This window comes from Natronococcus sp. CG52 (assembly GCF_023913515.1).
Lineage (GTDB): Archaea > Halobacteriota > Halobacteria > Halobacteriales > Natrialbaceae > Natronococcus > Natronococcus zhouii.
Map to the genome: position 1 here is coordinate 888,582 of NZ_CP099391.1, position 12,760 is coordinate 901,341.

13 protein-coding genes are annotated in these 12,760 nt (G+C 66.6%); 5 read left to right on the forward strand and 8 right to left on the reverse strand.

What is annotated here, in order from left to right:
- The 4 genes from sufD (at window position 1) to NED97_RS04630 (ending at window position 3,410) form a co-directional block, all read left to right on the forward strand.
- Window positions 1–1,215, forward strand: coding sequence for a Fe-S cluster assembly protein SufD (sufD, locus tag NED97_RS04615; RefSeq protein ID WP_252489551.1), 1,215 nt, complete (start codon window positions 1–3; stop codon window positions 1,213–1,215).
- 138 nt (window positions 1,216–1,353) lie between these two features.
- Window positions 1,354–2,358 (forward strand): hypothetical protein, encoded by a 1,005-nt coding sequence (locus NED97_RS04620; protein ID WP_252489552.1) that lies wholly within the window; start codon window positions 1,354–1,356, stop codon window positions 2,356–2,358.
- 58 nt (window positions 2,359–2,416) lie between these two features.
- On the forward strand, window positions 2,417–2,911 hold the full coding sequence (locus NED97_RS04625) for a ferritin-like domain-containing protein (protein ID WP_252489553.1): 495 nt from the start codon (window positions 2,417–2,419) through the stop codon (window positions 2,909–2,911).
- A gap of 67 nt (window positions 2,912–2,978) precedes the next feature.
- Window positions 2,979–3,410: a metal-dependent transcriptional regulator gene (locus tag NED97_RS04630; protein ID WP_252489554.1), complete on the forward strand. Its 432-nt coding sequence runs from the start codon at window positions 2,979–2,981 to the stop codon at window positions 3,408–3,410.
- Window positions 3,411–3,421: 11 nt separating this feature from the next.
- On the opposite strand, the gene NED97_RS04635 is transcribed toward NED97_RS04630, so the two are convergent.
- The 3 genes from NED97_RS04635 to NED97_RS04645 form a co-directional block, all read right to left on the reverse strand.
- Window positions 3,422–5,200, reverse strand: coding sequence for a phospholipase D-like domain-containing protein (locus NED97_RS04635; protein ID WP_252489555.1), 1,779 nt, complete (start codon window positions 5,198–5,200; stop codon window positions 3,422–3,424).
- Window positions 5,201–5,264: 64 nt separating this feature from the next.
- Window positions 5,265–6,614 (reverse strand): HEAT repeat domain-containing protein, encoded by a 1,350-nt coding sequence (locus NED97_RS04640; protein ID WP_252489556.1) that lies wholly within the window; start codon window positions 6,612–6,614, stop codon window positions 5,265–5,267.
- Window positions 6,615–6,680: 66 nt separating this feature from the next.
- The gene (locus tag NED97_RS04645; RefSeq protein ID WP_252489557.1) at window positions 6,681–7,412 is read right to left on the reverse strand and encodes a protein sorting system archaetidylserine synthase; all 732 of its coding nucleotides are present in this window, start codon (window positions 7,410–7,412) and stop codon (window positions 6,681–6,683) included.
- Window positions 7,413–7,625: 213 nt separating this feature from the next.
- Between NED97_RS04645 and NED97_RS04650 the strand changes: the two genes are divergently transcribed.
- Window positions 7,626–8,069, forward strand: a complete 444-nt coding sequence (locus NED97_RS04650) for a cupredoxin domain-containing protein (protein WP_252489558.1) — start codon at window positions 7,626–7,628, stop codon at window positions 8,067–8,069.
- A 236-nt stretch (window positions 8,070–8,305) separates the two neighbouring features.
- On the opposite strand, the gene NED97_RS04655 is transcribed toward NED97_RS04650, so the two are convergent.
- From NED97_RS04655 to NED97_RS04675, 5 genes are all read right to left on the reverse strand, one after another.
- The gene (locus tag NED97_RS04655; protein ID WP_252489559.1) at window positions 8,306–8,947 is read right to left on the reverse strand and encodes a 30S ribosomal protein S3ae; all 642 of its coding nucleotides are present in this window, start codon (window positions 8,945–8,947) and stop codon (window positions 8,306–8,308) included.
- Window positions 8,940–9,254, reverse strand: a complete 315-nt coding sequence (locus NED97_RS04660; protein WP_252489560.1) for a KEOPS complex subunit Pcc1 — start codon at window positions 9,252–9,254, stop codon at window positions 8,940–8,942. The genes NED97_RS04655 and NED97_RS04660 overlap by 8 nt, the downstream gene beginning before the upstream one ends.
- Window positions 9,251–10,468, reverse strand: a complete 1,218-nt coding sequence (locus NED97_RS04665) for an exonuclease (RefSeq protein WP_252489561.1) — start codon at window positions 10,466–10,468, stop codon at window positions 9,251–9,253. Before NED97_RS04665 ends, NED97_RS04660 begins: the two co-directional genes overlap by 4 nt.
- Before the next feature lie 3 nt (window positions 10,469–10,471).
- Window positions 10,472–10,939 carry a 30S ribosomal protein S15 gene (locus NED97_RS04670; RefSeq protein ID WP_252489562.1) on the reverse strand — a complete coding sequence of 156 codons (468 nt, stop codon included), beginning with the start codon at window positions 10,937–10,939 and terminating at the stop codon, window positions 10,472–10,474.
- Between the two features lie 184 nt (window positions 10,940–11,123).
- Window positions 11,124–12,737, reverse strand: a complete 1,614-nt coding sequence (locus NED97_RS04675) for a long-chain-fatty-acid--CoA ligase (RefSeq protein ID WP_252489563.1) — start codon at window positions 12,735–12,737, stop codon at window positions 11,124–11,126.
- Window positions 12,738–12,760: the final 23 nt, after the last annotated feature.

A 12,760-nucleotide genomic window follows, 5' to 3' on the forward strand; every position in this document is an offset into this window, starting at 1 on the left:
ATGAGCACGCAGGTACACGCCAATCTAACGGAGGAACAGGTACGCGAGATCAGCGGAGGACTAGACGAGCCCGACTGGCTCCTCGAAACCCGCCTCGAGGCCCTCGAGGCCCTCGAGGAGCTCGACATGCCCGACGTCATCCGGACGCCGGGTCGCAACTGGACGAACCTCCACGAGCTCGACTTCGAGTCGCTCGTCGACCCGCTGAACGCCGCCGAGAACAAGGACCAGGTCGGCCCGGAAGAGGTCGACGTTCTCCCGTGGTCCGAAGCGGTTCAGGAGCACGAGGAGCTCCTGAAGGAGCGCTTCGGCAGCATCGTGGACCCGCAGGAGAACTACCTGACGGCACTCTCCACGGCGCTGTTCAGCACCGGAACGGTCGTCTACGTCCCCGAGGGCGTCGACGCCGAGGACGTCACCATCCGGACCGAACAGAACTCCCGCTCGCTGTTCAACTACACGCTCGTCGTCACCGAGAAATCGAGCTCGGTCACGATCCTCGAGCGCCAGTCGACCGGCGAGGAGCAGGAGGAACAGTACTACAGCGGGATCGTCGAGATTGACGCCGGCGAGAACAGCAACGTCCAGTACGGCAGCCTCCAGAACCTCTCGGAGGACGCCTACAACTTCACCGTCAAGCGCGGTGACACCGGCACCTACGCCACGATAGACTGGATCGAGGTCAACCTCGGCAGCCAGCTGACCAAGGCGGGAGTCTCGACCGAACTCAACGGCGAAGGCTCGGAAACGCAGATCGTCGGCGCGTTCTACGGCCACAACGACCAGCACTTCGACTTAGACGCGAAGGTCTGGCACCGCGCCGAGCACACGACCGCCGACCTCGTCACCCGCGGCGTCACCGACGACGTCGCCCGCTCGGTCTACGAGGGCGTTCAGGACGTCGGTCGCGACGCCTGGGACACCAGCTCCTACCAGCGCGAGAACACGCTGATGCTGAGCGACGAGTCCGAGGCCGACGCCTCGCCGAAGCTGATCATCAACAACCACGACACCGAGGCCAGCCACTCGGCGACGGTCGGCCAGATCGACCAGGAGGACCTGCTGTACATGACCTCCCGCGGCATCGATCCTCGATCCGCGCGCAACATGCTCGTCGAAGGCTTCTTCGTGCCCGTGCTCGAGGAGATCGCGGTCGACGAACTCCGCGAGGATCTCGAGGACCTGGTCGAAGCGCGACTGCGACAGCGCGACTAACTTCTCGAACGAGCGTCTCTCTGCCGTTCTTCTCTCAGTTCCCGTTCGATAGCCGCAGCACTCCACCGGTGCCGACCGACGGAGGGGAAGCCGGCGTCTGACGAGCCTTTTTGTACCGAAGCGAAGTACCGGTGGTCGATGCGGGAACTCCCCGTCGACCTGGACGAAGACACGCTCGAGGCCCTCGAGGCGGAGCGCCGACTGATCGGGTTCGAGAGTCGGGCCGCGTACGTCCGGTGGATCGTCGACCACCGAGGATCGATCAGTGACGCGTCGAGCGAGGGCGACGGACTGCTCGAGGCCTATCGACGGCGGGTCGAGAGCCTCGAGGGACGGCTCGAGGCTGCGACCGACACCGGCGAGTCGGAGACGGTAGACGCGGACGCAGCGGACGGGTCGACGAACGAGCGGAGCGGTCCCGAATCGGAATCGGAACCCGGTGAGGACGACGCGTGGCGGCGCTGGGAGCAGGATCCGACGATCGAAGTCCGCGGCCGACCGCGACGGACCGTCAGGCGAGCCGCGGACGACGAGCAGTCCGCGGAGGCAACCGTCGGCGGTTCCGCCACGACCGCAGTGGAGCGCGACCGTCCCGCTCGAGCCGAATACGATATCCGACGGGAGGGGGAGAGCGAAACCCCGCCTTCGGCTGAGACCGATTCGGCGACCCTCTCCCCCGAGCGCGTCGTTCGCATCGCCGAAGATCCGGTCTCGGCCGACGCGGACGTCCTCGACACCGTCGAGGTCGAGCGACTCGACGAGTTCTCTCGACGAGCGGTCGCGAAAACTCGAGAGCGGCTGGATCGGGACGTCGAAACGGGGCTCGACTACCGGTCGACGACGCCGCTGACGAGCGCGGACGTTCGTCCCGGCGAGGACCTCGTCGACCTCGAGACGCTGTCCGTCCCCGGCCGCTCCGAAGCGGAACTGGCGCGACGGCGTGCTGTCGCCGGGCGGGCGCTCGCCTTTCTCCGAGACGAGGGCGGAGCGCGAAAGGCCGACTTCGCCGAGCAGTTTTACGAGACGTCTCCGGCCGGCTACGCGACTCCCGAGAGCTGGTGGTCGTTCCTCAAGGAAGTCTTCAGGCAGGTCGAGGCGGTCGACGGCGGCGACGGCGCTCGCACCTGGCGATACACCGGTTGAACCGAACCCGAAGACGGAGATGCCGGAAGTTAAGTAGCATGCTCACCCACGAATATCTATGAGTCTGGGACAGCGTGTCTCGAGCGACCACCAACTAGCCCGACTCCTCCAGATCGGGGTCGTGCTGGAGGAAGTCGTCGAGTCACGCGCCGCCCACCACCTCGAGTCGCTGCCCGCCGACGAGCGTCAGGCGATCGACGACGACGTGCGGGAACTGCTCGCCGAGGCCGCCGAGGAGTCGGCCGGCCACCGGGAGCGACTCGAGGCGCTGGTCGACGAACTCGACGCGGAGACAGTCGCCTACGAGGAGATCAACGCGCTGGTCGACGCGCAGTACGGCCCGCCGGAGGATACGGACGGCGTCCTCTACGATCAGCTCTGTAACGAGGAGACCGCCTACAAGTTCTACGACGATCTGATCGAGGCGGTCGAGGCCTCCGACGCCGAGTTCGCGATCGATCGCGACCGGCTGCTCGAGACGCTGTACGACATTCGAGAGGAGGAACGGGAGGGCGTCGAGGAAGTGACCGAGATCATGGAGCGCAGGGCATGACCGGAACGCGAAGCGATCGGGGTCGACCGGCAGTTTGCAGCCAGACGGCGACGGACGGAGGGACGCAATGAACACCGCAGATCAGTATCTCAAGGCGATCTACCTCGCACAACGTATCGAAGACGGGCCGGCATCGACTGGAACGCTCGCCGATCTACTCGAGGTCAGCCCGGCGAGCGTCAACGAGATGATCGGGAAACTCGAGGGACGCGACCTCGTCGAGCACGAGAAGTACAAGGGAGCCAGCCTGACCGAGGAGGGTCTGGAGCGCGCACACGACGCCCTCCAGACCTACTGCATCATCGAGCGGTTCCTCGCGAACGTCCTCGAGGTCGAGGAGTTCCGCGACGAGGCCCGCGCGCTCGAGAGCGTTATCGACGATACGGTCGCGGACCGACTCGATACGATTATCGACCGGCCTAAGGAGTGTCCGGACTGTTTCGATCCCGAACTGGACTGCTGTGAACGGCTGGAACTCGTCGACGGCCGAGCGGACTGACTCGCAGACAGTTACTCCGCGCCGAAACGAACGTATCGCCGACCCACGAGCGCCGCACAGACGAGTACGCTGATGACCGTGACGGAGAGTTCGATCGGGAGTGACCACGTCTCGCCCTCCCAGTCGCTCTCGAAGACGTCCGCGTAGTAGCTCGCTGCCTCCGAGCTGTGCAGGGCGAGCAGCACTTCCCGATTGTGCTGCAGCGAGTTCTCGTTCCAGTTGGCGCTGCCGACGACGGCGGTCTCCCGGTCGATCACGACCCCCTTGGCGTGGATCTTTTCGAAGTCGTCCGTCTCGTCGACGAGCCTGACCTCGAGCGGAAGCTCCTCTGCGGCGACGGTTCGCTCGAGGTCGGCGGCCAGGGCTTCGTTCTCGTCCTCGACGTACCACGTCGAGTCGAGCAGGATTCGAACGTCGACACCTCGACGAGCCGCGTCGACGCTCGCCTCGAGCAGCGAGACGTCGGCGTCGATGCTGGCCTGCTTGATTAGAATCTCGTCGTCGGCGCCCTCGAGCAGTTCCCGTAGTCTGGACTCGGCGTTCTCGGGCGCGAGCAGGAGTTCGACCGAGTCGACCGGCACCGTCGCGGGATCGTGGCTCGTCCGGAAGTCGCGGGGCGGAGCGGGGTCGTCCTCGACGAACGAAGTACCGTCTCGGAACGCCGCACCCGACTCGGTGTCCCACCCCTCGAAGTCCGCCCGGAAGACCGCGGCCAGATCGGCCGCGAGTTCGGCGTTTTCGACGTGGACTCCCCAGCCGCGGCTCGACTCGCCGCCGACGCCGGAGGGCTTCCAGTTCTCGGTCGTAACGACGACCGCGTCGTCCGCGACGGCGTACTTGGGGTGGTGGTACCGGTAGCGCGCTCCCTCCCCGCCGATGACGCGAACGTCGACGCCGCCGTCCTCGAGCGTCTCGAGCACCGATTCGGTCGCGCGCGGCGTTCCGCCGACGGGTCCCGACTCGAGCAAGACCGCCACCTCGACGCCGCGGTCGGCCGCCCCGACGAGTTCCGCGGCGATCTCGTCGTCGGTGAACGTGTAGCCGGCCAGCAGGAGCCGTTCGTCGGCGTCGCGGATCGCTTTGCGCGGGACCTCCGGCGAATCGGGGAGGACGAACGCCGTCGCGTCGTCGACGTCCGCGGTCGAAACCGGGAGACAGGTCGCGTCGCGCGGCCACCACGATCCTCGGCCCGCTCCGTCGGTGGTTCGGTTCCGTTCGGTCGCGTCTCGCTGGCGGTGCCAGCGTTCGGCCGTCGGCGCGCGGTCGTACGACACCGCGTCCACCGTTTTCGATCCGTTCCGGAGTTCGAGTTCGTCCCCGTCGACGGCGAGTCGAAGCGTCCCCTCGAGTTCGACGACTCGATCGTCGGTCAGCTCGCGGGTCTCTTCGGGCGCAGTGCTGAGGGCAACCCGACCCGAAACCGTCTCGCTCGGGAGGTGCGCGGTCGTGTGGCCGTCGGTGATCGTCCAGTTTTCGAGGCTCGTCTCCGGCGGCGTCTCGACCACGAGAAACTCCCCGACGTTCCCGCGGGTCGTGGGATTCGGGTAGAGTTCGACGATCCGCGGCTCCGGGACGGCCGTCACGGATTCGGTCGGCCGGGGGCAGACGAGGTCGTCGGTCCCGTCTCGTCGAGGAGTCTCCGCAGCCGGTGGCTGACGCTCGTCGACCGCCGCTGGAGTCGCTTCAGATGACGAGACGACGGTGGCGCCACCGGCTGCGAACGGAAGCGAGATCGCGGTGACGGCGAGGACCGCCAGTCCGAGCGCGACCTCGACTCGCCGACGTGACATCGGCTCGTCTGGCCGCTCGTTCGTACTTAAACTCGCGGAAAATGCGGGCGTGAGCGAGTGTGAGTTACGCTGCCGGCTCGAGGTCGGCGCGCTCGGCCTCGGCCTGGACGAGGTAGGCGCGGTCGTCGGCGTACTCGGCGACGATCTCGAGTGCGTCTTTCGTGGCGATCTGGTTGAGCGCCCAGGCGGCGCTGGCCCGGACGCGGTCCGCCTCGTCGTCCTCGAGGAGGTCGGCGAGCGGCTCGATCGCTCGCGCGTCGCCGATCATCCCGAGTGCGCGGGCGGCGTTGCTTCGCACGTCCGGTTCGTCGTCGACGAGCTGGTTCGCGATCGGCTGGACGGCGTCCTCGGCGCCGATCTCTCCGAGCGCTCTGAACGCGGGCTTCTGCAGTTGCGGATTGGAGTCGACGTAGTCGAGCAGGGCGTCGACCACCCGTTCCTCGTCCGATCCGATCTTGCCGAGGATGCTCATCGCCTGCGTATCTCGGCGGTTCGCCTTCTGGAGCATCGGGTCGATGGCCTCCTCGGGGCCCATTCGTTCGAGAGCCTCCATGCAGTGGTCTTCCATGAACTCGGAGCCCAGCGAGTCGAGTGCGAGCAGGATCATGTCGACGTTGCCCCGCTTCTCGTGAACCTTCAGCGCGTGCCACTCCGGCGGGAAGTCCTTGACGTGGTCGAGCACGTCGTAAAATCCCTCGCGGCGGAGCTGTTCGCGGACCTCGAGGTCGGTCCACTCGGTGGCGTCGTCGACGTCTCCCTCGAACTCGTCGGTCGCCTCGAGCAGGTCGGCGATCGTCTCGGCGTCGTCGTCGGGGTCGAGCTCCGCAGCCTCGACCGCCTCGACGACGGCATCGAGCGTCGCGTCCAGTCGTTCAGGGACGTCCTCGCCAGCGTCGGCGATCGAGAGGTCGGTTCCGAGGATCGAGTTAATCGAGACGAGGTAGTCCTCGCCGGCCTCGAGCAGTTCCTCCTCGCCCTCCGCGGTCCAGCGCGTGCCGGTGATCGTGCCGCTGACGCCGTTTACCTCGCCGGTCACGTCTTCGGCGTAGGGACCGCGCTGCTCCTCGAGGTCGTCCTCGAGATCGTCGACGTCACTTTCGATCTCGTCGTACCGATCCTGAAGCTCCTCCTCCGGATGGACGACGTCTTCGTCCTCCTCGTCCTCGCCTTCCTCCGGCGGCTCCGGAATCTCGACGCTCTCGAACTCCTCGCGGAACGCCTCGATGTCCGTCTCGACGACGTCCAGATCGTCTTCGGTCTCTGCGGCCTCGAGATCGGCCTCGAGGGCTTCGACGTCGTCCTCGAATGCCTCGAGTCGACCGCGAATCGTCTCGAGGTCGACCGGTTCCTCCTCCGGTTCTTCCCGTTCCGACCCTTCGGGAGTCTCGTCACCGTTCGCTTCGTCCTCGCTCATGGAATCACCCGGGGACGACGTCGACGTGTGACTGCGTTCATACGCGATTATCGTGTCAGCACGTTCCTAAGCGTTTCCATGCGCGTCTGTTTCGGCGGGCCGGGGCTCCGGCCGCCAGTAGAACCAGGGGCTGAGCGTCATGTACGCGATCCCGAGCGTCAGCAGCGCGTACGGGAACGTTCGGCCGGCGACGTTCGGGACCAGAATCGCGAGCGCGTGGACGACGCCCATGATGGCCGCGTCTCGAGCCAGCAGGTCCGGGTACGGGATCCGCGAGACCATGAGGTAGGAGAACGCGGCCGTGACGCCGAGGACGAGCAGCGGGTCGTCGACCGGGTGGCCGGCGAGGATTGCGGCCCCGATGATCGTCGCGGCGAGGGTCGTCTGGACACCCTCGGTGTAGCTCCCCGTCGTGTCGTAGGCGGTGTACAGTCCCAGTCGGGCGACGGCCATCGCGACGAACAGTCCACAGACCGCCGTCACGACCAGTAATTCGGCGGAGACCGCGTCGAAGCCGATCCCGAGGCCCTCGCTGACGACGACGAACGCGAGGACGGCGGGGGCGACGGCGAAGGAGGCGACGTCGGCGAGCGAGTCGAGGTAGGGACCCGCCTCGGTCCCGCCGTATCGGCGCGCGAGGAGTCCGTCGAGTCCGTCGGCGATCGCCGCCAGCAGGATGAGCCGTGCGGCGAGGTCGATGTCGACGAACGCGACGACGATCGCGACGAACCCGAGCGTCGCGTTGGCAATCGTCACCGCGTCCGCGACGCCTAACCGGCCGACGAACCGCGGAAGCATACTCTCCGATTCGGGTAGCGGATACCTTACGTGTTTTCGTTTCGAGAGACCGGGCTCGATTCTCGATAGATTCCTGTGGTTCACGAACGTGTTCGATGGAGCAGCTTCACTGCTCCGGGCCATCGCTCGCTCCGTTCACGATGACGCCGCAGCAAATCCTCGTTCGAGAATCGAACCGGGGCCGTTATAGTGCGACTCTCCCAACGCCAACGTATGAACCGGCGCGTCTACCTCGCCGCCATCGGGACCGCCGCCTCGGCCAGTCTGGCCGGTTGCTCGTCCGTTCTCAGCGTTTTCGACGACGACGACGGACCGTGTGCCGGCGACGAGTGCGATATCGGCATGAGTCGCAACGAGTTCCTCCCCGAGAGCTACGAAGCGAGCGTCGGCGAGACCGTCGTCTGGAAGAACACGAGCGGCGCCGCCCACACGGTGACCGCCCTCGAGAACCAACTCCCCGACGACGCCGACTACTTCGCGAGCGGCGGCTACGAGGACGAGGAGACGGCGATCGACGCCTGGCACGAGCACCGCGGCGGCCGCCTCGGTACTCGAGACACCTACGAACACACGTTCGACGTCCCCGGCACCTACGCCTACATCTGCGAACCGCACGTCGAGGGCGGAATGATCGGCGAGATCGTCGTCGTCGAGTAGCCCGGACTCGCGAGAGCCGCTCGCTCGAGCGACGGGAGAACTGGCTTCTCGACGAGATCGTTTTGAGCGTCCGGTCCGCCGGTGCGCGTATGAACGTACGGCAGGTCGCTCCGTAGCTCCCCCCGAGAACCGGCGCGTCGGCTCTTCACGCGCACCTGACAGGACTATCACGGTCCCGATGTGTTCCACTCGTCGTCGTCGCACCGATAAAAATCGAGTCGGCGTCGAGGGCTGCGCTACTCGTCGGCTGCGACGTCTTCTTCGTCGACGTCGACGGACGTCGCTTCCTCCTCGGCGACTTCCTCGGGGTGGGCCTCGAGGGTCGTCTTCTGGATCTCGACGCGGCGAAGCGGGTAGATCGTCTTGGCCTCGCCGTAGATCCCCGAGGAGAGCCGTCCCTCGACGATGCTGTCGATGAGTTCCTCGAAGGTTCGCTCGGCGGCGGCCTCCTCGATCATCGCGACCATCTGCTCGCGGATGGCCTTCTCCTGGCTCGCGTCGGCCTTTTTCGTCGTGAAGGCGACGGGCTGGATCTGGACGCGGTAGTCGTCCGTCGTGAGGACGGTGACGTAGGCCTCGATCTTCGAGGCGCCGCGGCGAACCAGCGAGCGCAGGTAGTCGCGGGTCAGCGAGTGCTCGACGAACTCCGTGTACGCCGAGTCGCTCCCGACGTCGGAGATCTTGAACGTGAGCTTCGTGTTGTTCTCGCTGGCGTTGTTCGTCAGCTCGCCGAGCGTCGTTTCGATGGTTCGGTCGTAGACCTTTTCCGGTTCGTCCGCGGGGGTCTCACCGAGTTCCTTGCGGTCGAACTGCTCCGGTGCAAGGACGGTGTACCACCGCTTCTCCTGTTTCGCGCGTGAAACTGATCGTTCACTCATGATTCTGTGTTGTCTGGGTGTCGGACACAGCGCCCGTGTCCGTCGGTTCTGCGTGCTGTGCTACGTCGATCGCAACGTCGAGGTTGACCACGTAGTCGTCGACCGTCGAGTGGAGCCCGGACGTCGTCTCGCGTTCGATCCGCGTGACGACCGCGTCGTCATCGGACTGCGTCCGATCGCTCGAGGGACAGTCTCCCTCGCCGCCGTCGATCGTCGTCTCCATCTCGTCCGTGTTGTCCGGTGCGATCGCCCGAGCGATCAGTTCCGGATCGTCGTGTGTCGTCCGGATCGTCGCTCGTCGACTCACTGGAACTCCCTCACTGTCGCGATGATCGTCGACTCGTCCACGTCGGGGCCGTACCGCAGGTAGGCGCGTCGCCGGCCGTCGTCGTATTCGACGGCACCGTCGGTTTCGCCCTCGAGATCTCGGGCGACGGCTTCGACCGTCGCCCCGAGCGGCTCGTCGCCGCGGGTCGCGATCGCCGCCTCGCCGGTGGCGTCGTCGGACCGTGGCTCATCGATCGAGGGATCCCCCTCGTTGACGACGAGCACGGTTGGTTCGGGCGACCGGTAAGCGACGGCCACTTCGACGATCGTCTCGACGGGACCGTCCTCGACGGCGAGGACGAACAGCCCGTCGTACCGACCGGTCGTCGCCGTCTCGAGCGCCGCGTGGGTGCGTCGGCCGTGCGCTCGCCAGGCCGCGAGAGCGGCCTCCGAGACCCCGTGACCTATCGCGAGCGCGGTGCCGGTTCCGGGTTCGGTTCGGGCCGTCGCTCCGAGCACGTCGGCGTAGCCGCCGAGCGTCGCGAACGGAGCGTCGGGCGTCGCGTACGGCTTCAGCGCGCGCTGGATCGCGGTTGCGCTCTCGTCGGTGGCGTCCGGGCACCCGACCGTCTCGAGTGCGACGAGCGAACCGATCGCGCGGTGATCGTCGGCGTCGAGCGCGTCGGACTCGGGGAGCCCGAGCGGTTCGAACGCCTCGCGAACCGCGTCCGGATCGCCGGACCACGGCGCGCGAAGTCGCGTCGAGTGTGCGAGACCGTCGATCGGGTCCGCGGTCGGCACCGCGACGCCCGGCCGTCTGTCGACGAGGCCGCGGTCGCGTGCGGCCTCGAGCAGCCATTCGCTCTCGCCGGCACCGGGGTCGCTCCCGGCGGCCACGAGACCGCCGAGCGCGAGGACGGGGTCCGGCGTTTCGCCGAGATCGCGAACGAGCGAGACGGCCTCGAGCGTCGCGGCGCGGTCGGCCATCCCGAGCTGCGTGACGTCGGCGTCTGCGCTGCCGACGACGATCGTCACGTCGCCGCTCTCGGGTTCGCCGGCCGTCGCTCGCGCGGTTCGCTCCGCGACGGTACGGCCGACGGTCACCTGGAACGGGACGCCACGTTCGCTCATCGCCCGTGCGAGGAGCCCGCTCGCGGCGAGCGCGTCACCGTCGGCTCGCGTGACGAGCCGAACGAAGTTCGCGCTCTCGAGCGGGGCGGCCGTCGGCTCGGCGGTTCGACCCTCTGTGGACATCGGTTACTCTTCGAGGAGCTCGACTGCCACGTCGTAGGAGTACGCGAAGTCGGCCTCGAGTTCGTCGCCGCGATAGTAGTTGACCAGGCGACGCACCTTCGACTCGGTGTTCTGCAGGGCGCGCTTGTTCTGGGCGTCCTGCGGGTTCTCCTGAACGTGCTCGCGCAGGCGGATGGCGCGCACCATCAGGTTCCGAAGGTCCTCCGGGAGATCGGCTTTCGCGTCGTTCTCCTCGAGGATCTCGGTGATCTTCTTTCCGGTCGCCAGCTTGACGTCCGGAACCGGGGTGCCCGTGACGCCCTCGTCACGCAGCTTGATCCCGATCTGACTGGGATCGTGCCCCTGCTCTGCCAGTTCGACGACGCGGTCTTCGATCTTCTCCGCGTCGACGTCGCTCCACTCCGGTGGTTCGTCTGCCGCCGGCTTGTCCGAACCGGACGAGCCGCGACGGCGGGTGTGCATTCGTGCCATTGGTCGAGGATAGGAATCGCACTGACCGCACGTTACTCGGCTCTCGCCGTGCACTTCCGCAATCCCAAGCTGCCCGAAAGAGTGGACAGCGAGTCAGATTTGCGGCCGTGCGCTTCCCACCGGGGATATCGGGAGCAGCGACTAAAGGGTTGCGTCATCCGCCGCGACAGCGAGGAGGAGCCGACTATCCCTGTCCGACCATTACCTCTTCGTCCTCCCACTCCCGCTCGCGGAGTTCGTACTTCTGGATCTTGCCGGTCGCCGTCTTCGGGAGTTCGTCGACGAACTCGACGTGGTGGACGACCTTGTAACCGGCGAGCCGTTCGCGCGTGAACGCGGTCAGGTCGTCCTCGGTAACCTGTGGATCGTCCGAATCGCCGTTCGCCGGCACGACGAACGCCTTCGGCGTCTCGCCCCACCTCTCGCTCGGCGACGGGATGATCGCAACGTCCCCGACGTCGGGGTGGTCGAACAGGGCGTCCTCGAGTTCGATGCTCGAGATGTTCTCGCCGCCGGAGACGATGATGTCCTTCTTGCGGTCCTGGATCGCCATCAGCCCGTCCTCGTCGACGACCGCCAGGTCGCCGGTGTGGAACCAGCCCTCGCGCTTGTCGTCGAACGCCTCCTCGGTCTCCTCGGGTTTCTCCCAGTAGCCGTCCATCACCTGGTTGCCGCGGACGACGATCTCGCCGATCGTCTCGTCGTCCCACGGCACTTCGTTCCCGTCGTCGTCGACGACTTCGACCTCGGTCGAAAGCGGCGCGATCCCCTGGCGCTTCTTCAGCGCGAACCGCTCCTCGCTCTCCTCGTCGATCAACCGTCGAGTCGCGGACGTGCCGATGAGCGGCCCCGTCTCGGTCGCGCCGTAGAGCTGGCGGAAGTGCCAGCCGAACTCCTCCTCGACGGTCTCGATGATGCTCTCGGGCGGCGCGGCGCCGGCCGCGGTGACCCGCATCGGCGCGTCGCCCGTCGTCGGCACGTCGTGATCTTCGAGATACTCCTCGAGCAGCGTGAGCACCGTCGGTGCACAGCAGAGGAACGAAACGTCTTCCTCCCGGATCTGCCGGAGGTTCTCCTCGGCGTCGACGCCGCGCGTGCAGACGTGTTTCGCGCCCATTCCCGTGATGGCGTAGATGTGTCCCCAGCCGTTGACGTGGAACATCGGCAGCGTCCAGAGGTAGACGTCGTCGTCGCTGATCTCGTGGTGGATCGTTACGAGCTGGGCGTGGAGCGCTTCGGTGCGGTGGGTCCGCATGACGCCCTTCGGATCGCCCGTCGTCCCGGAGGTGTAGTTGATCGTGATGACCTCGTCCTCGCTCATCTCCGGCCGCTCGTACTCGGTGTCGGCGTCGTCGATGAGCGCCTCGAAGTCCTCCCACTGGCCTTCCACTGCGTCGGCGTCGGTCGTGATGAACGTCTCCGTCGGCACGTCGTCGCGGACCGCCTCGATCTTGTGGGCGTAGTCGTAATCAGCGACGACGGCGTCGACCCCAGCGTCGTTGAGCATGTACTCGTAGTCCTCGGGCGTCAGTCGGTAGTTCAGAGGCGTGTGGACCGCGCCGGTCTGCATGATCCCGTAGGCCGCCTCGAGGTGGTAGTGGGTGTTCGGATCGAGCACCGCCACGCGATCCCCCTTCTCGATGCCCCGCTCCTGGAGTACCGCGGACAGTCTGTCGGCACGATCGCCGAGTTCGTCGTACGTAAATCGCTCGTCCGTCGCGGCGACGACGGCTTCCTCGTCGCCGTAGTACTTGCGCGCCCGGTCGAGAAAATCGGTTACTAAGAGCGGAACCTCCATGCGGTGGGTTCTTGGGAATCGAT

Coding starts and splice junctions, on each gene's coding strand:
- NED97_RS04675 (WP_252489563.1), bottom strand. CDS start 12,737: ATGGAGGTTCCGCTCTTAGTAACCGATTTTCTCGACCGGGCGCGCAAG.
- NED97_RS04645 (WP_252489557.1), bottom strand. CDS start 7,412: ATGCTTCCGCGGTTCGTCGGCCGGTTAGGCGTCGCGGACGCGGTGACG.
- NED97_RS04665 (WP_252489561.1), bottom strand. CDS start 10,468: ATGTCCACAGAGGGTCGAACCGCCGAGCCGACGGCCGCCCCGCTCGAG.
- NED97_RS04655 (WP_252489559.1), bottom strand. CDS start 8,947: ATGAGTGAACGATCAGTTTCACGCGCGAAACAGGAGAAGCGGTGGTAC.
- NED97_RS04635 (WP_252489555.1), bottom strand. CDS start 5,200: ATGTCACGTCGGCGAGTCGAGGTCGCGCTCGGACTGGCGGTCCTCGCC.
- NED97_RS04670 (WP_252489562.1), bottom strand. CDS start 10,939: ATGGCACGAATGCACACCCGCCGTCGCGGCTCGTCCGGTTCGGACAAG.
- NED97_RS04625 (WP_252489553.1), top strand. CDS start 2,417: ATGAGTCTGGGACAGCGTGTCTCGAGCGACCACCAACTAGCCCGACTC.
- NED97_RS04650 (WP_252489558.1), top strand. CDS start 7,626: ATGAACCGGCGCGTCTACCTCGCCGCCATCGGGACCGCCGCCTCGGCC.
- NED97_RS04630 (WP_252489554.1), top strand. CDS start 2,979: ATGAACACCGCAGATCAGTATCTCAAGGCGATCTACCTCGCACAACGT.
- NED97_RS04620 (WP_252489552.1), top strand. CDS start 1,354: ATGCGGGAACTCCCCGTCGACCTGGACGAAGACACGCTCGAGGCCCTC.
- sufD (WP_252489551.1), top strand. CDS start 1: ATGAGCACGCAGGTACACGCCAATCTAACGGAGGAACAGGTACGCGAG.
- NED97_RS04640 (WP_252489556.1), bottom strand. CDS start 6,614: ATGAGCGAGGACGAAGCGAACGGTGACGAGACTCCCGAAGGGTCGGAA.